This is a genomic window from Pseudomonas sp. KBW05 (genome assembly GCF_003852405.1).
Classification (GTDB): domain Bacteria; phylum Pseudomonadota; class Gammaproteobacteria; order Pseudomonadales; family Pseudomonadaceae; genus Aquipseudomonas.
Genome location: NZ_QAJM01000016.1, coordinates 186,279 through 210,712, shown reverse-complemented (window position 1 = coordinate 210,712; position 24,434 = coordinate 186,279). Strand labels below are relative to the sequence as shown.

Genomic DNA, 24,434 nt, shown 5'->3' with positions numbered 1-24,434 from the left:
GATCCTCCCTGTTTTTAGAGCATGCGTTCCAGGCCGACGGATGTGGCAAACCATGCGTTGAACCGCCGCCACCAACTCCCTGGCTCCCGGGTCAGGGTGTGCAATTGGCCGTCATCCTCCGTCACCCACACCACCTGGCCATCCTGCAACTTCGCCTCATAACTCAACGCCGGCGCCATGCCCTGCAAGGCCAGGTTGCGCACGTGCTCTGCCAACTCGGGGCTGTCCACCAGCACACCGACTTCGGTGTTCCACAACACCGAGCGCGGGTCGAAATTGAACGAGCCGATGAAGGATTTCTCCCGATCAAAGATCATCGCCTTGCTGTGCAGGCTTGAATCCGAACCACGGTAGGTGCCGCGCCGAAACAGGTGTGGGCCGCTGCCGCCGCCATCACCCGGTTGGCGGCGCAACTCATAGAGCTTTACCCCATGTTCCAGCAGCGCCTTGCGGTACGGCGCATAGCCGCCGTGCACGGCCGGTACGTCGGTGGCTTCCAGGGCGTTGGTCAGCAGGCTCACTGACACCCCCGCGTCCGCGCGACCGGTCAGGTACACCAGCCCAGGTTCGCCCGGCACAAAGTACGCTGAGATCATCATCAGCTCGTGGCTGACCCCTTCCAGTTCCGGCGCCAGTTGGGTGGTCAGCAGCAATCGAGGGTCGGGCTCGGCGGTGGCCAATACTTTACTCGGCGCATCCCACAGCGCCTGGTTCCAGGCCCAGATCAGCTCGCGCCGCCAGATGTCCATGCGTGGCTGGGTCTGGTAGGTGCGCAGACGGTTGTACAGCGCGTGGTTCTGCTGGCGTGATTCGGCCAGCGACGCTTGCAGGCGCTCGCGCACGGCGGTCAGGTCGCCTTTGGACGGGCTGATGGAGACAAAGTCATCAATCGGCTTGCTCAGGGCGCTGTTCCAGTACTGGTCGAAGCTGTGCCCGAGCTGTTCGGCCACCGGGCCCACGCTGAGCATGTCGATGTCGGTGAAGTTCAGGTTGGGTTCGGCGTCGAAATACTCATCACCCAAATTGCGCCCGCCGACGATGGCGACACTGTTGTCGGCCAGCCACAGCTTGTTGTGCATGCGCCGGTGTTGCAGCGACAAGTTGAACAGGCGCCCCATCGCCCGCGTCACGCCGGTGCTGCGCCCCAGGTGCAGCGGGTTGAACAGGCGAATTTCGATCTTGGGGTGGGCGGCGAGGGTGGCGATGATCTGGTCGAGGCCGTCGCTGGTGGTGTCGTCCAGCAGGATGCGAATGCGTACGCCACGGTCGGCAGCCTTGAGCAGCTCATCCACGAGCATGCGCGTGCTGATGCCGTCGTGGACGATGTAATACTGCAAATCGAGGCTGGTCTGGGCATTGCGGATCAATTCCGCGCGGGCCATGAAGGCTTCGCTGCTGTTGGGCAGCAGGCGAAACCCGGAGCGGCCCTGATAAGGCGCGGCCTGGGCCTGGATCGAGCGGCCGAATGACGATTGCGCGGCGGGCAGGGCGTCGCTGGGGATGCGCGGTGTCGTCACCGTGGCGCAGCCGCCCAGGGCGCCCAGCAGGAGAAGCGGGAGTAGCCGTCGAATCATCAAGGGAGTCGCTTCCGGGTCAGGGCGGTTGTAGGCATATGACGGCCATTTCCCGCGAAAGGTCAGTCCACCGTGTCGGCCAGCAGCTTGATCGCGGCGGCGCCGACCTTGCGCACCGCTTCTTCAATCTGCGCGGTTGGCTTGGCAGCGTAGTTCATGCGCAGGCAGTTCCGGTACTTGCCGGAAGCCGAGAAGATACTGCCCACGGCCACCTGTACGCCTTGTTCCATCAGGACCCGGTTGAGTTTCAGCGTGTCAAAGCCGTCTGGCAGCTCGATCCACAGCATAAAGCTGCCCTGGGGGCGGCTGGCCCGTGTGCCCACGGGGAAGTAACGGCTGACCCAATCGAGCATCAAGTCGCGATTGCGCTGATATTGGGTACGCATCCGCCGCAAATGCGGTTCGAAATGACCGCTTTTGAGAAACTCGGCAATGGCAATCTGCGGTTGGGTCGCGGTGGAGCCGGTGCTGATGTATTTCATGTGCAGCACCCGTTCCAAGTAACGCCCCGGTGCTACCCAACCAATGCGCAGGCCCGGGGCCAGGGTTTTCGAGAACGAACTGCACAGCAGCACGCGGCCATCTTCGTCGAAGGATTTGATCGTGCGCGGGCGCGGGTAGCTGTAGGCCAATTCGCCATACACATCGTCTTCGATGATCGCCACGTCAAAGCGCTGGGCCAGGGTCAGCAGTGCCCGCTTGCGTGCCTCCGGCATGATGTAGCCCAGGGGGTTGTTGCAGTTGGGGGTCAGCTGGATGACCTTGATCGGCCACTGTTCCAGGGCCAGTTCCAGAGCTTCGAGGCTGATGCCGGTGATCGGGTCGGTGGGGATTTCCAGGGCTTTCATGCCCAGGCCCTTGAGGGTCTGCATGGCGCCGTGAAAGCTGGGAGAGTCCACCGCGACAATATCCCCGGGCTCACAAATGGCGTGGATGCTGGCGGACAGTGCCTCATGGCAACCGGTGGTGATCACGATATCGTCGGCGTTCAGTTGGCAACCGGAATCCAATGACAGTCGGGCGATCTGCTCGCGCAACGCCATACAGCCCATGATGTTGTCGTAATACAGCCCTGGCAGATCCTGGCGACGGCTCACGCGGGCCAGGCTGCGCAGCAGGGGCTTGAGGGTCGGTGACAATACATCCGGCATGCCCCGGCCCATCTGTATGACATCTTTGCGCGGGACGGCGCGAATCAGTTCCAGCACCTGATCCCATTGGGAAATATCCACCGGGCGTTGGGCCGGGCGCCCGATCTCCGGCAGGGCCGGTAGCTCGCGGCCGACCGGCACAAAGTAACCTGACTTGGGCTTGGGCATCGCCATGCCATTGTCTTCCAGCAAGCGATAGGCCTGTTGCACGGTGCTCAGGCTGACCCCGTGTTCCACGCTCAAGGCCCGTACGGAAGGCAAGCGATCGCCGGGGCGATAGAAGCCTTGTTCGATGCGGGCACCCAGCAGTTCGGCGAGGTTCACGTAGAGGGTCATGGTGGTCGCTCCCAAGAGACCGGTACAGATGCAGCGAAAATACAGGATTCAGCGCCCTATAGGCAGTGTCTGTATGGATTTAATATAAATTGATTGAATCTGTAATGGTTTTGCCTGCACGCCCATCCTAGTCACTCATGGCAACAGGCAAATGAGGGGCAACACAATGAGCGGCATGAGCGATGTGCGGTTGGCGTTACACGGCCAGGAATTGGAAGCGGGGCAGGGGCGCACGCTGGCGGCGCCGGCCAGCAGCCGCTGGAGTCTGTTCTGGCATCGCCGCCATACGCGCAAGGCCTTGCTGGAGCTGACCGCCGAGCAGTTGCAGGACATTGGCCTCAGCGCAGAGCAAGCGCGCCAGGAAGGGGTCAAACCGTTCTGGCGCGGGTGATCACACCAGCTCTTTGAACCGGTGCCAGAGCATGCCCAATGCCAGCAGCGGCGAGCGCAAATGCTTGCCGCCGGGGAAGGTGATGTGCGGCACCTGGGCGAACAGGTCGAAGCGCCCCTGTTGCTGGCCGCTGATGGCCTCGGCCAGCAGTTTGCCCGCCAGGTGCGTGGTGTTGAGGCCGTGGCCGGCATAGGCCTGGGCGTAATACACGTTGGGGTGGTCGGGCAGCCGGCCGATCTGCGGCAGGCGGTTGGCGCCGATGCCGATCATGCCGCCCCACTGGTAGTCGATCTTCACCTCGGCCAGTTGCGGGAACACCTTGAGCATTTTCGGACGCATATAGGCGCCGATGTCCTGCGGATCGCGGCCGGAGTAGTGGCAGGCACCGCCGAACAGCAAGCGTCGGTCGGCGGACAGGCGAAAGTAGTCCACTGTCACCCGCTGGTCGCACACGGCCATGTTCTGTGGCAACAGCTGGGCGGCCTGGGCTTCGCTCAACGGTTCGGTGGCGATGATGTAGCTGCCGGCCGGCAGCACTTTGCCACTAAGTTGCGGGTTCAAGCCATTCAGATAGGCGTTGCAGGCCAGCACCAGGGTCTTGGCGCGCACGTTGCCCTGGGCAGTGTGTACGTTGACCTCGGGGCCGTAGTCGATACGCGTCACTGCGGATTGCTCAAACAACTGCGCGCCCAGTTGCTGCGCGGCGGCGGCTTCACCCAGCGCCAGGTTCAGCGGGTGCAGGTGGCCCGAGCCCATATCGATCATGCCGCCCACATAACGCTCGGAGCCGATCACGCTGCTCATCTCGCCAGCGCTCAGCAGGCGTACTTCGTGGCGATAGCCCAGGCTGCGCAATTCTTCGGCGTCTTCGGCCAGGCCGTGCAGGTCGCGGGGCTTGTTGGCGAGGTCGCAGTAGCCCCAGGTCAAATCGCAGGGGATCTGGAAGCGCTCGATGCGCTCGCGCACGATCTCCACGGCTTCCAGGCCCATCAGTTTCATTTGGCGCACGCCGTCGGTGCCGATCACGTTGGCGAACTGGTCCAGGCCGTGGCCGACGCCACGGATCAACTGCCCACCGTTGCGCCCGCTGGCGCCCCAGGCGATCTTGCGTGCTTCCAGCAGTACCACGCTGAAACCCCGTTCGGCCAGTTCCAGGGCGGTGTTCAACCCGGAAAACCCACCGCCGACCACGCATACATCGGCCGTGACTTCGCCGGTCAACGCCGGGTAATCGGGTTGCGGCACGCTGCTGGCGGCGTAGTAGGACGTGGTGTGCCGGGCGCTGGCGGTCATGGGGAGCATCCCTGTTTGGAAAATTTGACGCAGGATACAGCGGTCGGACGAAGCTGTCTGCGCAGGGCGTTTTGCGGCAGAATCCACGTCTATTCGCCGTTCGGTACGTGTTTCGATGAGTTGCAACAGTCAGAAAATCAGTGCGCTGCGCCGGCAGATTCCTTCGTTCGAGTGCGTCCCCGGTTGCCACGATTGCTGTGGGCCAGTGACCACCTCGCCCGAGGAAATGTCGCGCCTGCCGCGCAAGACCGCAGCCGAGCAGGATGCGGCCATGGACGAGCTGAACTGTGTGCACCTGGGGCCCAACGGCTGCACGGTGTATGACGAGCGACCGTTGATCTGCCGGTTGTTTGGCACCACCAAGACCTTGCCGTGCCCCAATGGGCGGCGGCCGGTGGAGTTGATTCACCCGCGGGTGGAGAAGCAGATCCATGAATACATGGCGAGCACGCGGCAGGTGCTGGTCTGACTGGTGTACTCGGATTAAATGTGGGAGCGGGCTTGCTCGCGAATGCGGTGTGTCAGAAACACATTCAGTGACTGGCACACCGCTTTCGCGAGCAAGCCCGCTCCCACACAAGCCAGCTCCCACAGTTGACCGAGTTTTATCTGGTTAATCGGGGATCGGCAGGTTCAGGCTCTCTTTCACCTCTTCCATCACGATATAGCTCTTGGACTCCCGCACATGGGGCAGCTTGAGCAAGATATCGCCCAACAATTTGCGGTACGAGGCCATCTCGGAAATCCGCGCTTTTACCAGGTAGTCGAAGTCCCCTGACACCAAATGGCACTCCAGCACGTGGGGCAGTTTCAGCACCGCGCGGCGGAATTCCTCAAAGGTGTCGCCGGACTTGTAATCCAGGCTGATCTCGACAAATACCAGCAAACTCCCCTTCAAATGCTGGGGATTGAGCCGCGCGTTGTAGCCCATGATGATCCCCTCACGCTCCAGCCGACGCACGCGCTCGGTGCACGGCGTGGTCGACAGCCCGACCTTTTCCCCCAGCTCCGTGAACGAAATGCGCCCGTCGGTTTGCAGGATGCGCAGGATGTTGCGGTCGATCTTGTCCAGCTCCCGCTTGGTCTGGGTGTTGGTACGCATAGGGGATACGCCTCTGTGAAAAGGGTTTTTGCCGAGAATTGTCGCCAAATATAGGCGGTTATATAGTGAAATGCACTGGCAATAGTTTTTTACACTGCGCTCATCATTGCTCGAATAACACACGTCGGCGGTCAAGCCGCGATGAGGATATAAAAATGCGCGTTCTGGTCTTGGGTAGCGGCGTCATTGGGGTGACCAGTGCCTACTATTTGGCGCGGGCCGGCTTTGAAGTGGTCGTGGTCGACCGTCAGCCCGCCGCTGCGATGGAAACCAGTTTCGCCAACGCCGGCCAGGTGTCCCCAGGCTACGCCTCACCATGGGCCGCGCCGGGTGTGCCGCTCAAGGCCATCAAGTGGTTGTTGCAGCGCCACGCGCCGCTGGCGATCAAGGCCACCGCCGATATTGATCAATACCTGTGGATGGCGCAGATGCTGCGCAACTGCACCGCCAGCCGCTATGCCGTGAACAAAGAGCGTATGGTGCGCCTGTCCGAGTACAGCCGTGACTGCCTCGACGAACTGCGCGCCGAAACCGGTATTGCCTACGAAGGCCGCAGCCTGGGGACTACCCAGCTGTTCCGCACCCAGGCCCAGCTGGATGGCGCCGCCAAAGACATCGCCGTGCTGAAAGAGTCTGGCGTGCCGTTCGAACTGCTCGACCGCGCCGGCATCGCCCGTGTAGAGCCAGCCCTGGCCAGTGTCACCGATATCCTCGCCGGTGCCCTGCGCCTGCCGAATGACCAGACCGGCGACTGCCAGATGTTCACCACGCGCCTGGCCGAGATGTGCAAGCAACTGGGCGTGGAATTCCGTTTCGAACAGGACATCCAACGCCTCGACTACGCTGGCGAACGCATCAACGGCGTGTGGATCGACGGTAAGCTGGAAACCGCCGATCGCTATGTGCTGGCCCTCGGCAGCTACTCGCCGAAGCTGCTCAAGCCGCTGGGGATCAAGGCGCCGGTGTACCCGCTCAAGGGTTACTCGCTGACTGTGCCGATCACCAACCCGGCGATGGCGCCGACATCGACCATTCTCGACGAGACCTACAAGGTCGCGATCACCCGTTTCGACAACCGCATCCGCGTCGGCGGCATGGCGGAAATCGCCGGTTTTGACCTGTCGCTGAACCCGCGCCGGCGCGAAACCCTGGAGATGATCGTCAACGACCTTTATCCTCAGGGCGGCGATTTGAGCGAGGCCACCTTCTGGACCGGCCTGCGCCCGACCACACCCGACGGTACGCCGATTGTCGGTGCCACGCCGTTCAAGAACCTGTTCCTGAACACCGGTCACGGAACCCTCGGTTGGACCATGGCCTGCGGCTCGGGCCGCTTGCTGGCCGACCTGATGGCGAAGAAAACCCCACAGATCAGCGCCGCAGGCCTCGATATTTCCCGTTACGGCAACCACCAGGAGTCCGCAAAACATGTCAATCCAGCGCCAGCTCACCAATGAGCGCATGAGCCAGATCGTTGTCCACAGCGGTACCGTGTATCTGGCCGGGCAAGTCGGCGACGACATGAATGCCGGGATTGAACAGCAGACCCGTGAAACCCTGGCCAATATCGAGCGGTTGCTGGACCTGGCCGGCACCGACAAGACCAAGTTGTTGTCGGTGACGATCTACTTGAAGGACATCGATGCCGATTTCGCCGGCATGAACGCGGTGTGGGACAAGTGGTTGCCCAAAGGCGTCGCCCCGGCCCGCGCCACGGTTGAGGCCAAACTGTGCGAACCGGAAATTCTGGTAGAGCTGTCCGTCGTGGCTGCGCTGCCGTAAACCCAGATCCTCTCCCGGTGCCGACGATATTGGGCGGCACCGGTTTTTTCACTCTGCTGCCTAGAAGCCTGCCGCCATGCGTCCTGCCCGTGCCCTGATCGATCTCCAAGCCCTGCGCCATAACTACCAATTGGCCCGTGAAGTCACGGGGGCCAAGGCCCTTGCCGTGGTCAAGGCCGATGCCTACGGCCATGGCGCCGTGCGCGTGGCCCAGGCGCTGGAAGCCGAGGCCGACGGCTTTGCCGTGGCGTGCATCGAAGAAGCGCTGGAACTGCGCGCCGCCGGCATTCGTGCGCCGGTGTTGCTGCTGGAGGGTTTTTTCGAAGCCAGTGAGCTGCCGCTGATCAACGAGCATGATCTGTGGTGTGTGGTGCATTCGCTGTGGCAGTTGGACGCGATCGAACAGGCCCGGCTGAGCAAGCCGTTGACCATCTGGCTCAAGCTGGATTCGGGCATGCATCGCGTCGGCCTACATCCCAAGGACTACCACGAGGCGTACCAACGCCTGCTGGCCAGCGGCAAAGTCGCCAAGATCGTATTGATGAGCCACTTCGCCCGCGCCGATGAGCTCGATTGCGTGCGCAGCGATGAGCAAGTGGCCGTATTTGAAGCGGCTCGTCAGGGTTTGTCCGCTGAGGTCAGCCTGCGCAACTCGCCGTCGGTGATGGGCTGGCCGAACGTGACCAGCGACTGGGTACGCCCCGGCATCATGCTGTACGGCGCCACGCCGTTTGGCGAAGACCAGGCCGTGGCCGCACGTTTGCAGCCGGTGATGACCCTGGAATCGAAAGTGATCTGCGTACGCGAACTGCCGGCCGGCGAGCCGGTGGGTTACGGCGCGCGGTTCATCACGCCCAAGCCGATGCGCATCGGTGTGGTGGCCATGGGTTATGCCGACGGCTACCCGCGTCATGCGCCGACCGGTACGCCGGTGTTGGTGGCCGGGCAGCGCAGCCAATTGCTGGGTCGCGTGTCCATGGACATGCTGTGCGTCGATCTGACGGACGTGCCCCAGGCCGGCCTCGGCTCAACGGTGGAGCTGTGGGGCAAAAACATTCTCGCCAGTGATATCGCCGTCGCGGCTGACACCATTCCCTACCAGATCTTCTGCAACCTGCGCCGGGTGCCAAGGCTCTATTCCGGCGACTGAGCGCCAGGCACGAACGTCGCTATCCGGGATTTAGGCCCAAGTGTTGTAAATACTGAACGCTGTCGCCATGATAACGCTCAATTACAACAAAGCCTGAATCCTAGGAGGCTCCTGCATTGGACGTCGGCGAACGACTGCAATCCATCCGTAAACTGAAGGGTCTTTCCCAGCGCGAGCTCGCCAAGCGCGCGGGTGTCACCAACAGCACCATTTCGATGATCGAAAAAAACAGCGTCAGCCCCTCGATCAGCTCCTTGCGCAAGGTGCTGGGCGGCATCCCCATGTCCATGGTCGAGTTCTTTTCCGAGGAGATCCTCCAGGAAATACCGACGCAGATCGTCTATAAAGCCAATGAGCTGATCGACATCTCTGACGGCGCCGTGACCATGAAACTGGTAGGCCGGGCGCACCCAAGCCGGGCGATTGCGTTTCTCAACGAAATCTACCCGCCGGGCGCTGACACGGGCGAAGAAATGCTCACCCATGAAGGCGAAGAAACCGGGATTCTGGTGGAGGGTCGCCTGGAATTGGTGGTCGGTCTTGAAACTTTTGTGCTCGAAGCGGGCGATAGCTACTACTTTGAAAGCACCAAGCCCCATCGTTTTCGCAATCCGTTCGACGTGCCGGCGCGACTAATCAGCGCAGCCACACCCGCGAACTTTTAAGAAAAGAGGCGTGCTGCCAGCGTTGCAGACACACCCACAGCTGTATCCGTGAAGCCGAATCTCCCTTTATTTAATAGGGTTGTTTCGGCCAGGCGGGCTAACCGTTATACTTTCGCCGCCTGCGAAACCGTGGCCGCAGGCGTGAATAGCCACCATTGAGGGTGAACGCGTGAACCTAATTATGAAAATGCTGGCTGCACCAGCAACCGTACTGGCCCTATGGGCTGTCAGCGCTCAAGCTGCGACCAATGACGACATTGCCAAGCGCCTGGAGCCTGTCGGCCAGGTGTGCGTCCAGGGCCAGGAATGCAAGGGGATGGAAGTCGCTGTTGTCGCTGGCGGCGGCGGGGCAAAAACCCCGGACGAGATCATCGCCAAGCACTGCAATGCCTGCCACAGCACTGGCCTGTTGGGCGCGCCGAAAATCGGTGATACCGCTGCCTGGAAAGAGCGCGCCGATCACCAGGGCGGCCTCGACGGCATCCTGGCCAAGGCGATCACCGGTATCAACGCCATGCCGCCAAAAGGCACCTGTGCGGATTGCTCGGATGACGACCTTAAAGGTGCCATCAAGAAGATGTCCGGGCTCTAATCCACCGATCTTCGCCAAAAATGCCGCTTACGAGCGGCTTTTTTGTGCTCGCGATTTTTGTTTCAGGGCTGTTCTTTGCAGCAAACACCCGCCACTCTCTGTCCAACCCCTAATCACGGAATGTTCAGGAGGGTCGGATGGTGCAGTTGTGTTCAATCGAGCAGGCAGTTGACGACGTACTGACGCGCTTGCCGGCGCATATTCACATGGGCATGCCCTTGGGGCTGGGCAAACCCAACCTGTTCGTCAATGCGCTGTACCGGCGCATCGCCAAGCTGCCGGAGCGGGCGCTGACGATCTACACCGCACTCAGCCTGGGCCGCCCACCGCTGGGCGACGGCTTGCAGAAGCGTTTTCTCGAACCCTTTATCGAGCGGGTGTTTGGTGATTATCCCGAGCTGGATTTCCTCGCCGACCTGCGTAAAGACAGCCTGCCCAAAAACATCCACGTGCAGCAGTTCTTCATGCAGCCCGGCAGCCTGCTCCACAGCGCCTCGGCCCAGCAGGATTACGTGAGCAGCAACTACAGCCACGCCGCCCGCGATATCAATGCCGCCGGCCTGAACCTGGTGGCGCAACTGGTGGCCAGCAGCAGTGAACATCCCGACCGGTTGAGCCTGAGCTGCAACCCGGACATCACCCTCGACCTGCTGCCGATGATCGCCAAGCGCCGCGACGCCGGCGAAACCATTCTGATCGTCGGCCAGGTCCATACCGATTTGCCCTACATGCCCGGCGATGCCGAGCTGGGCATGGACGCGTTTGATTACCTGATCGACGAAAAAGACAGCACCACACTGTTCTCCACGCCGAATATGCCGGTGGGCTTTCAGGATCACTTCATCGGCCTGCACGCCAGCACCCTGGTGCGCGATGGCGGCACCTTGCAGATCGGCATCGGCTCCATGGGCGATGCGCTGACTGCTGCGCTGTTGGCGCGTCAGGCCGACAACGAAGCTTATCGCTTGCTGCTGAGCGACCTCGATGTGTATCAGTGGGCGCCATTGATCAGCCATGAAGGCGGCGTCGATCCCTTCGCCCGTGGCCTCTATGGTTGCAGCGAAATGTTCGTCAACGGCCTGTTGGTGTTGGCGGATGCCGGGATTGTGCGGCGTAAGGTCTACCCGGATGTGGCGACCCAGGAGCAGGCCAATGCTGGCCTGCTCGATGAGGCGGCACAATCTGATGGTGTCTCGATCCACGGCGGTTTCTTTCTCGGCCCGCGCAGTTTTTACCAGCGCCTGCAGGAAATGACCCACAGCAAACGCCTTGAATTCAACATGACCCGCATCAGCTACATCAACGAGTTGTACGGCCAGGAACAACTCAAGCGCCTGCAACGCCTGGATGCGCGGTTTATCAACAGCGCGATCATGGTGACCTTGCTCGGCGCCGGTGTGGCTGACCAGTTGGAAGATGGCCGCGTGCTCAGCGGTGTCGGCGGGCAATACAACTTCGTCGCCCAGGGCCATGCGCTGGAAGGTGCGCGGTCGATCCTGATCCTGCGCAGCTGGCGCGAATCGGCGGGGGAGGTCAGTTCCAATATCGTCTGGGACTACGGCCACTGCACTATTCCCCGACACCTGCGGGATATTGTCATCACCGAGTACGGCATCGCCGATTTGCGCGGTCAGACCGATGCCAAGGTGATCGAGGCGTTGCTCAATATCACCGACTCACGTTTCCAGGGCGATTTGATCGAGCAAGCGCAAAAGGCCGGCAAGTTGCCCAAGGATTTCCAGTTGGATGTGCGCTTTGCCGACAACACGCCGGAGCGCCTCAAGGCGATTCAGGCGCGGCATTCGCGGTTGTTCCCGGAATATCCGCTGGGCAGCGATTTCAGCGATGAAGAGCGGGATCTGTTGCGCGCGTTGAACTGGCTCAAGAGCAAATTCAAGCTGACGGAGATTTTGGAGTTGGGCAAGGCGGCGTTGGATGCGCCGGAGCCGGAGGTGTTTCCCGGGCATTTGAAGCGGATGGGGTTGGATAAGCCGGAAGGGCTCAAAGAGGATTTGTACCAGCGGCTCTTGCTCGCCGGTCTACAGGCCACCGCAACTTAACAAACACCACAAAACCAACTGTGGGAGCTGGCTTGCCTGCGATAGCGGTGGTACAGCGACATTGATGTCGCCTGACACTCCGCTATCGCAGGCAAGCCAGCTCCCACATTTTTAACCGTGCCCTTACTCGATGAAGGTCACCACACCACCCGCCAGCGACTTCACCCGCGCCAGCGATTCAACCCGATAACCCTGCGCATCCAGCTCCGCACGGCCACCCTGGAACGACTTCTCGATCACGATCCCCAAGCCGGCGACGGTGGCGCCGGCCTGCTTGATGATCGAAATCAGCGCCTGGGACGCCTTGCCGTTGGCCAAAAAGTCATCGATTACCAGCACGCGGTCGCTGCTGGTGAGGTGGCGCGGGGAGATCGCCACGGTGCTTTCCACCTGCTTGGTGAACGAGTAAACGGTCGCCGACAGCAGGTTTTCAGTCAGGGTCAGGGACTGGTGCTTGCGCGCGAAAATCACCGGTACGCCCAGGTTCAGGCCGGTCATGATCGCCGGCGCAATGCCCGAGGCTTCGATGGTGACGATCTTGGTGATGCCCGAGTCCTTGAACAGCGCAGCGAATTCGTCGCCGATCAGTTTCATCAGCGCCGGATCGATCTGGTGGTTCAGAAAGGCGTCGACCTTGAGTACCTGATCGGAAAGCACGATGCCTTCTTCGCGAATTTTCTTGTGCAGTGCTTCCACGAAAGCTTCCTCTGTTGACGCAATACGCGCCGAAAGTAGATTAAAAAGTAGTCGATTCTAGCGCTTTAACATCGCGCGTATGTCCGCCAAGGCGGTGTTGCCGCGAACGGCTTTCACCTCGGTCGGGGTGTCGTCATTGCCTTCCCAGGCCAGGTCGTCCGGCGGCAGTTCGTCGAGGAACCGGCTGGGGGCACAATCGATGATCTCGCCGTATTGCTTGCGCTTGGCGGCAAATGTGAAGGCCAGGGTCTGGCGGGCGCGGGTGATGCCCACGTAGGCCAGTCGGCGTTCTTCTTCGATGGTGTCAGCTTCGATACTGGAGCGGTGTGGGAGGATTTCCTCTTCCATGCCCATGATGAACACGTAGGGAAATTCCAGGCCCTTGGAGGCATGCAAGGTCATCATCTGCACACCTTCGGCGCCGTCTTCCTCTTCCTGCTGGCGCTCCAGCATGTCGCGCAGCACCAGCTTGCCGATGGCGTCTTCGACGGTCATCTCGCCGTCTTCGTCTTTTTCCAGGGTGTTCTTCAGCGCTTCGATCAGGAACCAGACGTTGCCCATGCGGTAATCCGCGGCCTTGTCGCTGGAACTGTTGGTGCGCAGCCAGTTTTCATAGTCGATGTCCATGACCATGCTGCGCAGGGCGCTGATCGGGTCTTCGCCGGCGCACTGCTCGCGGACCTTGTCCATGAAGCGCTTGAAGCGCGACAGGCGGTCGGTGAAACGGGTGTCCAGGTGTTCGCCGAGGCCGATTTCGTCGGTGGCGGCGTACATCGAGATCTTGCGCTCGGTCGCATAGTTGCCGAGCTTTTCCAGGGTGGTGGAACCGATTTCGCGGCGCGGTACGTTGATCACGCGCAGGAAGGCGTTGTCGTCGTCCGGGTTCACGATCAACCGGAAGTAGGCCATCAGGTCTTTCACTTCCTGGCGTCCGAAAAAGCTATTGCCGCCCGACAGGCGATACGGAATCTGGTGATGCTGCAGCTTCAGCTCGATCAACTTGGCCTGGTAATTCCCGCGATACAGGATCGCAAAGTCGCTGTAGGGCCGGTCGGTACGCAGGTGCAAGGTCAACAACTCGACGGCCACGCGTTCGGCTTCGGCATCTTCGTTACGGCAGCGGATCACACGGATCTCGTCGCCGTGGCCCATCTCACTCCACAGTTGTTTTTCAAACTCGTGGGGGTTGTTCGAGATCAGCACGTTGGCGCAGCGCAGGATGCGGCTGGTGGAGCGGTAGTTCTGCTCCAGCATCACCACTTTCAGGGACGGGTAGTCGTCCTTGAGCAACATCAGGTTTTCCGGGCGCGCACCGCGCCAGGCGTAGATCGACTGGTCGTCGTCGCCCACCACGGTGAACTGGTTGCGTTTGCCGATGAGCATTTTCACCAGCAGGTACTGGCTGGCGTTGGTGTCCTGGTATTCGTCCACCAGCAGGTAGCGCACCTTGTTCTGCCACTTCTCCAGAATGTCGGCGTGCTCTTCGAACAGCTTCACGGGCAGCAGGATCAGGTCGTCGAAGTCCACCGCGTTGAACGCCTTGAGCGTGCGCTGATAGTGGGTGTAGACGATGGCGGCGGTCTGTTCCTTGGGATTGCGTGCGTTTTCCAGGGCCTGGGGCGGCAGGATCAGGTCGTTTTTCCAGGCGCCGATCATGTTCTTGATCTCGTCCACGCCGTCGTCGCCTGCGTATTCCTTCTGCATGATGTCGGTCATCAGCGACTTCACATCGGTCTCGTCAAAGATCGAGAAGCCTGGCTTGTAGCCCAGCCGCACGTGTTCCTTGCGGATGATGTTGAGGCCCAGGTTGTGGAAGGTACACACGGTGAGGCCACGGCCTTCGCCACCCTTGAGCAGGGTGCCGACGCGCTCTTTCATTTCCCGTGCCGCCTTGTTGGTAAAGGTCATGGCGACAATGTACTGGGCGCGGATGCCGCAGTTCTGGATCAAGTGCGCAATCTTGCGGGTGATCACGCTGGTCTTGCCGGAGCCAGCACCGGCGAGCACCAATAGAGGGCCGCCGACGTAGTTCACGGCTTCTTGCTGCCGGGGATTGAGTCGGGACATACAGAATTTCAGGAGTCGTTATTCAAAAGGGCGGGCATTTTAACAGGCTGGCAGGATTCTGCTCTGTCAGAACGACAGTGTGACGTACCACTCGATCTAAATTTGCCGGTTTTGATACTTTGCCGCAGGATGTCAGGGCAATTGAGACTAATGTTTACAACCTGCGTGTTTGATAACCCCTATCATTGGTGATTATCAGGCCGCACGTCATAATGCCCGCCGCCAACGAATTCTTGCAGAGTCTAGGGAGCTAGCTTGTCTACGCCTGTCGAACCCTTGCGTTTGCTGCTGCTGGCCGATGAGCCCGCGTGGGCAGCGTTGTTGCGCGAGTGCCTGGCGCCGATGGGCGATGGGGCTGTGCTGATCAGCGCGCCAAATTGGGATTCCGTAAGTCGTCTGTTCGATGACGACCACGGTGCCGTGCTATTGACCACGCCAGGCCTGCAACCTGGCCCCGGCCGATGCAGCTTGCCCTGCGTATTGCTGCTGGAGCAGGAACCGCTGGTTTCACCGCTGGGGGTCAGCGACTGGCTGGTGCAGACCGCCTTGGACGCCGACACCCTGCGCCGCTGTCTGCGCCACGTTCGCGAACGCGGCGTGCTGGAGACCACCCTGCAGCGCCTGGCCGAACAGGACCCGCTCACCGGCATCGCCAACCGCCAGGGTTTCCAGACCCTGCTGGCGGCGCGGCTGGCCGAGAACGAAGGCCGCGGCCTGGCCCTCGGTCACCTGGACCTCGACAACTTCCGCCATGCCAACGACGCCCTCGGCCACCAGGCCGGCGACCGGTTGATCCTGCAAGTGGTCTCGCGGCTCAAGAGCCAACTGGAGGCCGGCGACCAACTGGCGCGCCTGGGTAGCGATGAATTCGCCTTGCTGATCGACACCCGCCGTGCGCCCCAGCGCGCCGAGTGGATGGCCGAGCGCATCACCGAAGTCATGGCCGAACCCTATTGGGTCGATGGCGAAAGCCTGTTGATCGGTTGCAGCCTGGGCGTGGCGCATGCCCGTGCCAGCGCCGGGGCCGACCCGCTGATGTGGCACGCGCATATCGCCATGCAGCAAGCCAAAAGCACCCAAGGCTGCACCTTTCATATCTTCAACGAACGCATCAACCGCAATGCGCGCAGCCTGGCCGACCTGGAAAGTGAACTGCGCCGGGCCTTGCGCCGTGACGAACTGGAGTTGCACTACCAGCCGCGCCTGGACCTGGACGACGGGCATATCGTCGGCCTGGAAGCCCTGGTGCGCTGGCGTCACGGCGAACGTGGCCTGTTGCCGCCCAGCGAATTCGTGCCCCTGGCCGAGCAAAGCGGCCTGATCGTACCGTTGGGCTACTGGGTGATTTCCCGCGCCCTGCGCGACATGCAGGACCTGCGCGAACGCGGCCTGCCGCCGCTGCACATGGCGGTCAACCTGTCGTTCCGCCAGTTCCAGGACAGCCAATTGCTTTCCACCCTCAGCCGGTTGATTGCCGAACGTGGCGTGGAAGCGCAATGGCTGGAATTCGAACTGACCGAAACCGCGGTGATGCGCCGCAGCGATCTGGTCAAGCAGACCATGGACGCCCTCGGCCGCCTCGGCGTGCGCTTTTCCCTGGATGACTTCGGTACCGGTTTCTCATCGTTCGTGCACCTGAACAGCCTGCCGATTGCCTTGTTGAAGATCGACAAGAGCTTTGTCGGCGGCATGGAAGAGCGCGAAGAGAACCGCAAGCTGGTGCACGCGATGATCAACCTGGCCCACAACCTCAACCTGGAAGTGGTGGCCGAGGGTGTGGAAACCCCTGAGCAACTGGCGTTGTTGCGGTTGTTTGGGTGTGACCAGGCCCAGGGGTATTTGATCAGCAAGCCGTTGCCGTTGCCGGAGTTGGTGGAATACCTCACCTTTGGCAAGGGCCGGGAAGCACTGCTTGGCTGAATTGCAAACCCGGTTAACTGTGGCAGCTGGCTTGTGTGGGAGCTGGCTTGCCTGCGATTGAATCACCTCGGTTTTGCTGGACGACCGAGTTGTCAGCATCGCAGGCAAGCCAGCTCCCACATTGACCGCGTACATTTTCTAGTCCGGAAGCGCAGCCTGGAATTGCGGATGAACCTGCGGCTCCCGCCGAATCATCCGCTTCATCTTCGCCTCAAACGCCCACGTCAGCCCCAGCGCCGCACACGCCAGCCCCAGCGCCAGGCCCCACCACACCCCGGTCGGCCCCCAGCCAAGGGTGAACGCCATCAGCCACGCCGCTGGCGCACCGATCAGCCAGTAGCAACCCAGGCCCACCAGGAACGTGGTCTTGGCGTCCTTCAGCCCACGGATACAGCCCATGGCGATGGTCTGCACACCGTCGAACAACTCAAACCACGCCGCCACGGCCAACAGGCTGACGGCCAGCACGATCACGTCGTGGAACGCCGGGTCATTGTGGTCAAGGAACAGCCCGATCAGCGGGTCGGACAACAACCAGAACACGGCGGCAAACCCAAGCATTACCGTCGCCCCAAAACCGATGCCGACCCGGCCAGCCAGGCGTGCTTGCAGCAACTGCCCGGCGCCGTAGTGCTGGCCGATGCGCATGGTCACCGCGTAGGACATCCCCGCCGGCACCATGAACGCCACCGAGACAATCTGCAGGGCGATCTGATGCGCCGCCAACTGTGTGCTGCCCATGGTGCCCATGCACAGCGCCGCGAAGGCGAACAAACCGACCTCTACCGCATAGGTGCCGCCAATCGGCAGGCCCAGGCGCCACAGCTCGCGCAGGTAGGTGGTATTGAGGCGCAGCAGGCCCGTGCCCAGCGGGTAAGCGGCATAGGCACGGTTGCTGCGGATGTACCACATCAGCGCCAGGGCCATGCCGTTGGCGACAATGGCCGTGACCAGGCCGATGCCCATCAAGCCCAGTTTCGGCAGGCCAAACATGCCCTCGATCAAGGCATGGTTGAGCAGGTAGTTGATGACCGTGCCACACAGGCTGATAACCATCACCGGCGTGGCTTTGCCGATGGCGCTGGTGAAGCCGCGCAAGGCCATGAAACTCAGGTAGCCGGGCAGGGCGAAGGGCAGGATCGTGAGGAATTGCCCCGCCGCCTGCACGTTGGTTTCGGTCTGGCCAAACATCAGCAGCACCGGCTTGAGGTTCCACAGCAGCAACGCCGCCGCCAGGGCCATCAGCACGGCGAGCCACAACCCGGCCTGGGTCAGGCGGGTGGCGCCTTCGATATCGCCCGCGCCGTGACGGATCGCCACCAGGGTGCCCACGGCGGCAATCACGCCGATGCAGAAAATCGCCACGAACGAATAGCTGGCCGCCCCCAGGCCGCCGCCGGCCAGGGCTTCGGGGCTCAGGCGGGCCATCATCAGGGTGTCGGTCAGCACCATCAGCATGTGCGCCAACTGTGAGGCAATCAACGGCCCCGACAGCCGCAGAATGGCCCAGAGTTCGGTACGTGCTGGATGCTGCATGATCATCACGCTCAAAGAGTCAGAGGGTTGTGGAAGGGTTGATTCTCGGCGCTCTCGGCCGATTGCACAAAGGGAAAAAAGCGATGATTCACATGATTAAAACTCATGCTTGATTGATTCTGGTAGGGTTTCGCTATCCTGCTGTCGGAGATTTCCCAATGTCTCGTCGTCTTCCTCCTCTTTACGCCTTGCGGGCCTTTGAAGCCGCGTCCCGGCACAACTCCTTCACCCGCGCGGCGGAAGAACTGTCGATTACGCAAAGTGCGGTGAGCCGGCATATCCGCACCCTTGAGGATCACTTCGCCTGCCGGCTGTTCCAGCGCAGCGGCCGCACCTTGCAGCTCACTGAAGCCGCACGCCTGTTGTTGCCTGGCGTGCGCGAGGGGTTTGCGGCACTGGAGCGCGCCTGCCATACCTTGAACGCCGAAGATGACATCCTGCGCATGAAGGCGCCTTCCACCCTGACCATGCGCTGGTTACTGGCGCGGCTCAGTCGTTTCCGCGCCTTGCAGCCGGGCAACGAAGTGCAGTTGACCAGCGCGTGGATGAACGTGGATGAGGTGGATTTCAACCAGGAGCCCTTCGACTGTGCGGTGCTGTTGAGCTACGGGCATTTCCCGGCGGATTGGGACGCGTGCTACCTGTACCCGGAGTTGCTGATTCCGGTCGGCGCCCCGAACTTGCTGGACGACGGGCCGTGGGACGCGGCACGCCTGGCGACAGCCGAGCTGTTGCATCCTACGCCGGACCGCCGCGACTGGCGCAGTTGGCTGGAGCGCATGGGCTTGTCGTCGCAGGTATCGCTCAAGGGCGGGCAGGTGTTCGACACCCTTGAACTGGGCATGATCGCCGCCGCGCGGGGCTACGGCGTGTCCATGGGGGATTTATTGATGGTGGCCGAAGATGTGGCCCAGGGGCGCTTGAGCCTGCCGTGGCCCACCGCCGTGGCCAGTGGGGAAAGTTACTACCTGGTGTGGCCGAAAACCCGCCCCGGCGGTGAGCGTTTGCGGCGCTTGGCGGACTTCCTGCAAAGCGAGGTCAAGGCCATGGAACTGCCCCAGGTCGAGCGCCTGTAATGACGCGTCGCGCACCGTTCATGCAATCGTTTGCGCGATAACCCTGTGAATCGCTCAAGTATTGCCCGCGCACGCCGAAGTAGGTGTGTTGGAACCATCGTGCCCCAACGCTTCCCACTAGATAAATTGCCGAGCAGCGCTATGAGATCAGGATGATCCTGGCCTCGGCCAGGAGCTGTCATGTCTCAACCTCGCGCTCGGATTGCCTCCCAGCTAGGCCTCGCGCTCGCCGTGATTCTGGCTGTCGTCATCAGCGGCAGTACCGTGTTTGCCTTGCGTTCCCTCGACTCCGCCAACCTCGACACCCGCGAGGAGCACCTGGCCAGCGAAGCGCGCCTGCTCGCCGACCAACTCAATACCTTCCACAGCACCTTGCGCGAAAGCACCCAGCGTTTGAGCGGGCTGTTCGAAAAGCGCTTCGGCGCCGGTTTGAGCGTGCGTGCCGACCAGCCGGTCACCGTGGCCGGCGTACAGACCCCGAGCCTCTACCTGGGCAGCGATCTGTTGAACAACGATTTCGCCGAAGTCGATGAGTTCAAGGACACTTCGGGCGGCGTGGCCACGGTATTTGTGCGCAACGGCGAGGACTTTATCCGCATCAGCACCTCCCTGACCAAACAGGATGGCAGCCGCGCCATCGGTACTGCGCTGGATCACCAGCATCCGGCCTATCAACGCCTGCTGGCCGGGCAGAACTACGTTGGTCGTGCGGTATTGTTCGAACGCTCCTACATGACCCAGTACACACCGGTCCGCGACAGCGCAGGCAAGGTCATTGCCGTGTTGTTTGTGGGCTTCGACTACACCGACGCGCAGAACGCCCAGTTCGACAACCTCAAGCGTTTCCGCATCGGCCAGACCGGCTCCCTGGCCTTGCTCGATGAGCAGAAGAAGTGGCTGGTGCCACCGGCGGGCGTGCAGGCGTTGGACCAGGCAATCCCGGTAGTGCTCGATCTTGCGAAAAAGCCGGGTGCCGGGCGGTTCTGGAGCGACAAGAACGAAGACTTCTACAGCGTTGCGGTGCCGTTCGAGGGCGGTCCGTGGTCGGTGGTGGCAAGCATGCCGAAGGCTGAGATCCGTGCAGTCACCTGGGCCGTGGGGATTCGCCTGGTGATCGGCAGCGTGCTAGCGATGTTGCTGGCGGTTGGTGCGGCTGTCTGGCTGTTGCGCAGCAAATTGCAGCCATTGAGCGACCTGGTGCGCCAAGCCGAGGCCTTGGGGGCCGGCGATTTAAGCGCGCGCTTGAACGTGTCCAGCCATGACGAAATCGGCCAACTGGCGCGTAGCTTCAACCAGATGGGCGAAGCGTTGTCGACCATGGTTTCGCATATCCGCAAGGCGTCCGAAGAGGTCAACAGCCGGGCGCAGGCGTTGTCCGGGTTGTCTGGCGGTGCCTATGAAGGCATGGAGCAGCAGTCTGGCGAGATCACCAGCATGGCCGGCGCCGTGGAAGAGTTCAGCGCCACCTCGCTGAATATTGCCGACAACATGGGCAATACCGAGCGCCTCGCCCAGGAAAACGCCCAGCAGACGCGCATCGGTCGCAACTCGATGCAGGAGGCCTCGTCGTCCCTGGAACATATCGCCACCGCGCTGAACAGCACGGCCACGGTGATCAACACCCTCGGCCAGCGTTCCCAGGAGATCGGCGGAATCGTCGGCACGATCACCTCCATCGCCGACCAGACCAACCTGCTGGCACTCAACGCCGCCATCGAAGCCGCACGTGCCGGTGAGCAGGGCCGTGGGTTTGCGGTAGTCGCCGATGAGGTGCGCAACCTGGCGTCGCGCACCCGCGAGGCCACCGACGAAATCTCCGGGATGATCCAGAGTATCCAGCAGGAAACCGGCAACGCCATCACCACCATGGAACACGGCAATGTGCTGATGCAGGAAGGCCTGTCGCGCAACGCCGACGTGGCCTCGGCCCTGGCACGCATCGACGAGCAAAGCCGCTCGGCGGGGCAGCAGTTTGCCGCGATTACCACGGCAACCCAGGAGCAGAGCAGCACGGCGACGTTGCTAAGCAGCAACTTGCAGAGCATTGCGCTGGCCAACAGCGAGCAGCGTGAAGTGGTGTCGAACCTGGCGATTACGGCCAAGGAGTTGGAGACGTTGGCGGCAGGCTTGCGCCAAGAGGTCGATCGCTTCCGTTGACGCTAAACAAGGCGCGCCCGGTTCCTCGGAACCGGGTCGGCCTAGGGTCTTTTCAGCGCACCGGCCAAGCGCACCATGGCGGTTTCGATTTCATGGGCGTTCAAGGACGAGTAGCCCAGCAGCCAGCCCTGCTTTTTTTCAGCGCCGGCATATAACCGGCTGAGACCGGGCAACTGCACACCGGCGCTGGCGGCTTGGCGGATGGTTTTTTCTTCCGACCAACCCTCGTGCAACAAGCACGGGATTTGCAGCCCGCCCGGCGGGCGACAGGCTGTCACCACACCGTGCAGATGCTTGCCGATAGCCTCCAACATGATCGCTTGGCGTGCGCCGTAGAGTTTGCGCATGGCCCGTACGTGGGCGTTGTAATGCCCGTCTTCCATGAAGCGCGCCAGCGTCAGTTGCAGGACCTGCGGCGTGTGGCCGTCCATCATGCTGCGGGCGTAGGTGAAGGCGTTGACCAGTTCGGTTGGCAGCACCATGTAGCCCATGCGCAGGCCGGGGTAAAGGGTCTTGCTGAAGGTGCCGATGTAGAGCGTGCGCCGGTACTTGTCCAGGCCCTGCACGCAGGCGGTGGGGTTGCCTTGGTAGTGAAACTCGCTGTCATAGTCATCCTCGATGATCCACTTGCCCTTTTCCGCTGCCCAGTTGATCAACTCAAGACGCCGTTCCAGGGTCAACGTGGCGCCGGTCGGGTATTGGTGGGAGGGCGTCACATACACGCAATGGGCGCCGCTGCGGTCGGCGTGCAACAGATCGGTGCGTATGCCCTGTTCATCGACGTCGATCGGCACAACCCTGGCCTCGGCGGTTTCAAACGCCTTTTTCGCGCCAAAGTACCCCGGGTTTTCCAACAGGATCGGCTTGCCTACGTCCACCAGCAGCTGTGCGCAAAGGAACAGCGCCTGGCGCGTGCTGCTCAGCACCAGGACCTGGTCCGGCGAGCATTTCGCCCCACGCTCCAGGTTCAAATAGGTGGCGATGGCTTTGCGCAACGGCTCAGCCCCCTGCGGGTCGCCGTGCAACAGCACGTTGCTGCGATGGTCCTTCATCACCTGGCGTTGCAGGCGCTCCCAGACGGCTGTCGGAAACGTCCGGGTTTCCGGCAGGCCGGTGGCAAATGCCTTGATGACCTGTTGATCGTTCACGCCACCGCTGTCGAGGATCATCTGCCCGCGCTGGCTCAAGCCGGCACCGTCTGCCACCTGGCTGCTTTTGGCTTCCTTGGCTTTGATGCGTCGGCGTGAGGCTCCGCGCAATTCGGTGCCGATGGCATCGCACACATAACTGCCAGAGCCTGCGCGCCGCACGATGAAACCATCGCGGTGCAACTGCACGTAGGCGTTTTCCACCGTGTCGCGGGCAAGCCCCAGTGATGTGGCCAGCACCCGCGTCGCCGGCAGCTTCAAACCGGGTGCCAGCACGCCGTCGAGGATCAGCGCCCGCAATGCGCGCTGGATACGCTGGTGCAGGTCCAGCAGGTGGAATTCAGCATCATTGAGCCGTATCTGCAGCGTTTCCAGTTCGAACGTTTTTGCCATGCGGTCTGCTCATCCTTGATGAATTGGCCGGTAGTGGCAGGCCAGTCTCTCCGTAGACTTTAACGCTTGCCGCTATCACCTATCCACCGCAAGGAGCAAAGCCCCATGTCCTCTTCGCTATCGTCGCCGCTGCGCTGGCGCGACCTGTTCCACCCGGTGATTGCCGGGCTCATTTCGGTGCTCGTCAATTATGGCGGCACCTTTATCCTGGTGTTCCAGGCGGCCAGGGTCGCGGGACTCAGCCCTGAGCTGACGGCGTCGTGGGTGTGGTCGGTGTCGATTGGCGTTGGCGTCACCGGGCTGTATCTGAGTTGGGCAAACCGCCAGCCGATCATTACCGCGTGGTCGACGCCTGCCGCGGCGTTTCTGGTGGTTGCGCTGTCCACGACGCCCTACGCCGAGGCGGTCGGTGCGTACATGCTGTCAGCTGCTGCCTTTGTGTTGCTGGGGTTGTCGGGCTGTTTCGAAAAACTCATCCGCTTGATTCCGCCCGGCATCGCCGCCGCGTTGCTCGCCGGTATCCTGCTGCCGTTCGGTGTGGGCGCGTTTGCGGGCATGAGCCTCGACCCGGTGTTGGTCGGCTTGCTGATCGCCGTTTACATCCTGCTCAAGCGGTTTACCGCACGTTATGCCGTCGTGGGCATTCTGGTGCTTGGGCTGGCGTTTCTGTTGACGCAGGCGCGTGTGGATCTTTCGGGGCTTTCGCTGCAATTGGCGGCGCCGGTGTTCACCCCGCCTGAATTTTCGCTTAATGCGCTGCTCAGCGTGGCACTGCCGTTGTTTCTGATCACACTGACGGGGCAGTACATGCCGGGCATGCTGGTGCTGCGCAACGATGGCTTCAAGATCAGCGCCAACCCGATCCTCACGGTGACGGGGCTGGGCTCGCTATTAATGGCGCCCTTTGGCTCCCACGCGTTCAACGTGGCGGCCATCACTGCCGCCATCTGTACCGGCAAGGAAGCCTCGCAGGACCCGTCCAGGCGCTGGGTCGCGGGGGTTGCCGCAGGCGTGTTCTACATCCTCATCGGGGTCTTCGGGGTGACGCTGGCCGCGGTGTTCATGGCGTTCCCGGCCACCTTCATTACGACGCTGGCCGGGCTGGCCCTGCTCGGTACCATCGGCGCCAGCCTGGCCAGCGCCATGGCTGATGCCAAATCCCGTGAAGCATCGCTGATCACCTTCCTGGCGTGCGCCGCCAACATCACCTTGTTGGGCATAGGCGGGGCGTTTTGGGGGCTGTTGATCGGGCTGGCAGCGTATGCCCTGCTCAATGGCCACCTGCCCAGGAGAAAGGCGGCAGCAGACGTTTCGATCAAGGGCTCCACGCGATAAGGCTCGCCTA

Annotated in this window: 20 protein-coding genes; 12 read left to right on the top strand and 8 right to left on the bottom strand. The window is 61.8% G+C overall.

What is annotated here, in order from left to right; translation table 11 throughout:
• Positions 1 to 14: 14 nt before the first annotated feature.
• Together DBR46_RS15565 and DBR46_RS15560 are read right to left on the bottom strand one after the other, a co-directional pair.
• A complete protein-coding gene (locus tag DBR46_RS15565; RefSeq protein WP_124526909.1) occupies positions 15 to 1,574 on the bottom strand; it encodes a phospholipase D family protein in 1,560 nt (519 codons plus the stop codon).
• Between the two features lie 62 nt (positions 1,575 to 1,636).
• Positions 1,637 to 3,061 (bottom strand): PLP-dependent aminotransferase family protein, encoded by a 1,425-nt coding sequence (locus DBR46_RS15560; RefSeq protein ID WP_124526908.1) that lies wholly within the window; start codon positions 3,059 to 3,061, stop codon positions 1,637 to 1,639.
• A gap of 166 nt (positions 3,062 to 3,227) precedes the next feature.
• Between DBR46_RS15560 and DBR46_RS15555 the strand changes: the two genes are divergently transcribed.
• Positions 3,228 to 3,452, top strand: a complete 225-nt coding sequence (locus DBR46_RS15555) for a DUF1127 domain-containing protein (protein ID WP_124526907.1) — start codon at positions 3,228 to 3,230, stop codon at positions 3,450 to 3,452.
• Here the strand turns inward: DBR46_RS15555 and DBR46_RS15550 are convergent, their stop codons facing one another.
• The gene (locus DBR46_RS15550) at positions 3,453 to 4,745 is read right to left on the bottom strand and encodes an FAD-binding oxidoreductase (RefSeq protein WP_124526906.1); all 1,293 of its coding nucleotides are present in this window, start codon (positions 4,743 to 4,745) and stop codon (positions 3,453 to 3,455) included.
• Positions 4,746 to 4,860: 115 nt separating this feature from the next.
• Between DBR46_RS15550 and DBR46_RS15545 the strand changes: the two genes are divergently transcribed.
• Complete coding sequence (locus DBR46_RS15545) at positions 4,861 to 5,214, top strand: YkgJ family cysteine cluster protein (RefSeq protein ID WP_016975913.1); 354 nt, start codon at positions 4,861 to 4,863, stop codon at positions 5,212 to 5,214.
• Positions 5,215 to 5,358: 144 nt separating this feature from the next.
• Here the strand turns inward: DBR46_RS15545 and DBR46_RS15540 are convergent, their stop codons facing one another.
• On the bottom strand, positions 5,359 to 5,847 hold the full coding sequence (locus DBR46_RS15540; RefSeq protein ID WP_003176896.1) for an Lrp/AsnC ligand binding domain-containing protein: 489 nt from the start codon (positions 5,845 to 5,847) through the stop codon (positions 5,359 to 5,361).
• A gap of 155 nt (positions 5,848 to 6,002) precedes the next feature.
• Between DBR46_RS15540 and dadA the strand changes: the two genes are divergently transcribed.
• From dadA to DBR46_RS15510, 6 genes are all read left to right on the top strand, one after another.
• Positions 6,003 to 7,304 carry a D-amino acid dehydrogenase gene (dadA, locus tag DBR46_RS15535; protein ID WP_124526905.1) on the top strand — a complete coding sequence of 434 codons (1,302 nt, stop codon included), beginning with the start codon at positions 6,003 to 6,005 and terminating at the stop codon, positions 7,302 to 7,304.
• The gene (locus tag DBR46_RS15530; protein ID WP_017135862.1) at positions 7,276 to 7,629 is read left to right on the top strand and encodes a RidA family protein; all 354 of its coding nucleotides are present in this window, start codon (positions 7,276 to 7,278) and stop codon (positions 7,627 to 7,629) included. The genes dadA and DBR46_RS15530 overlap by 29 nt, the downstream gene beginning before the upstream one ends.
• A 76-nt stretch (positions 7,630 to 7,705) precedes the next feature.
• Positions 7,706 to 8,779 carry an alanine racemase gene (gene alr / locus DBR46_RS15525; protein ID WP_124526904.1) on the top strand — a complete coding sequence of 358 codons (1,074 nt, stop codon included), beginning with the start codon at positions 7,706 to 7,708 and terminating at the stop codon, positions 8,777 to 8,779.
• A 116-nt stretch (positions 8,780 to 8,895) separates the two neighbouring features.
• Positions 8,896 to 9,444: a cupin domain-containing protein gene (locus DBR46_RS15520; RefSeq protein WP_003176893.1), complete on the top strand. Its 549-nt coding sequence runs from the start codon at positions 8,896 to 8,898 to the stop codon at positions 9,442 to 9,444.
• 181 nt (positions 9,445 to 9,625) lie between these two features.
• The gene (locus DBR46_RS15515; RefSeq protein ID WP_026136673.1) at positions 9,626 to 10,036 is read left to right on the top strand and encodes a cytochrome c5 family protein; all 411 of its coding nucleotides are present in this window, start codon (positions 9,626 to 9,628) and stop codon (positions 10,034 to 10,036) included.
• Positions 10,037 to 10,173: 137 nt separating this feature from the next.
• The gene (locus tag DBR46_RS15510) at positions 10,174 to 12,096 is read left to right on the top strand and encodes an acetyl-CoA hydrolase/transferase C-terminal domain-containing protein (RefSeq protein WP_124526903.1); all 1,923 of its coding nucleotides are present in this window, start codon (positions 10,174 to 10,176) and stop codon (positions 12,094 to 12,096) included.
• 123 nt (positions 12,097 to 12,219) lie between these two features.
• On the opposite strand, the gene DBR46_RS15505 is transcribed toward DBR46_RS15510, so the two are convergent.
• Together DBR46_RS15505 and rep are read right to left on the bottom strand one after the other, a co-directional pair.
• Positions 12,220 to 12,792 carry a xanthine phosphoribosyltransferase gene (locus DBR46_RS15505; protein ID WP_124526902.1) on the bottom strand — a complete coding sequence of 191 codons (573 nt, stop codon included), beginning with the start codon at positions 12,790 to 12,792 and terminating at the stop codon, positions 12,220 to 12,222.
• A gap of 57 nt (positions 12,793 to 12,849) precedes the next feature.
• A complete protein-coding gene (gene rep / locus DBR46_RS15500; RefSeq protein ID WP_124526901.1) occupies positions 12,850 to 14,859 on the bottom strand; it encodes a DNA helicase Rep in 2,010 nt (669 codons plus the stop codon).
• Positions 14,860 to 15,114: 255 nt separating this feature from the next.
• Here rep and DBR46_RS15495 point away from each other — a divergent pair, with 255 nt between their 5' ends.
• A complete protein-coding gene (locus tag DBR46_RS15495; RefSeq protein ID WP_124526900.1) occupies positions 15,115 to 16,779 on the top strand; it encodes a bifunctional diguanylate cyclase/phosphodiesterase in 1,665 nt (554 codons plus the stop codon).
• A gap of 138 nt (positions 16,780 to 16,917) precedes the next feature.
• Here DBR46_RS15495 and DBR46_RS15490 read toward each other — a convergent pair whose 3' ends face one another.
• Entirely contained in the window at positions 16,918 to 18,321 is a 1,404-nt protein-coding gene (locus DBR46_RS15490; RefSeq protein WP_124526899.1) for a NorM family multidrug efflux MATE transporter, read from the bottom strand.
• Between the two features lie 152 nt (positions 18,322 to 18,473).
• On the opposite strand from DBR46_RS15490, the gene DBR46_RS15485 reads away from it, so the two are divergent.
• Together DBR46_RS15485 and DBR46_RS15480 are read left to right on the top strand one after the other, a co-directional pair.
• Positions 18,474 to 19,391 carry a LysR substrate-binding domain-containing protein gene (locus tag DBR46_RS15485; protein ID WP_124526898.1) on the top strand — a complete coding sequence of 306 codons (918 nt, stop codon included), beginning with the start codon at positions 18,474 to 18,476 and terminating at the stop codon, positions 19,389 to 19,391.
• A 180-nt stretch (positions 19,392 to 19,571) separates the two neighbouring features.
• Positions 19,572 to 21,548 (top strand): methyl-accepting chemotaxis protein, encoded by a 1,977-nt coding sequence (locus DBR46_RS15480; RefSeq protein WP_124526897.1) that lies wholly within the window; start codon positions 19,572 to 19,574, stop codon positions 21,546 to 21,548.
• 41 nt (positions 21,549 to 21,589) lie between these two features.
• Here the strand turns inward: DBR46_RS15480 and DBR46_RS15475 are convergent, their stop codons facing one another.
• Positions 21,590 to 23,089: a PLP-dependent aminotransferase family protein gene (locus DBR46_RS15475; protein ID WP_124526896.1), complete on the bottom strand. Its 1,500-nt coding sequence runs from the start codon at positions 23,087 to 23,089 to the stop codon at positions 21,590 to 21,592.
• 105 nt (positions 23,090 to 23,194) lie between these two features.
• Here DBR46_RS15475 and DBR46_RS15470 point away from each other — a divergent pair, with 105 nt between their 5' ends.
• Entirely contained in the window at positions 23,195 to 24,424 is a 1,230-nt protein-coding gene (locus DBR46_RS15470) for a benzoate/H(+) symporter BenE family transporter (RefSeq protein WP_124526895.1), read from the top strand.
• Positions 24,425 to 24,434: the final 10 nt, after the last annotated feature.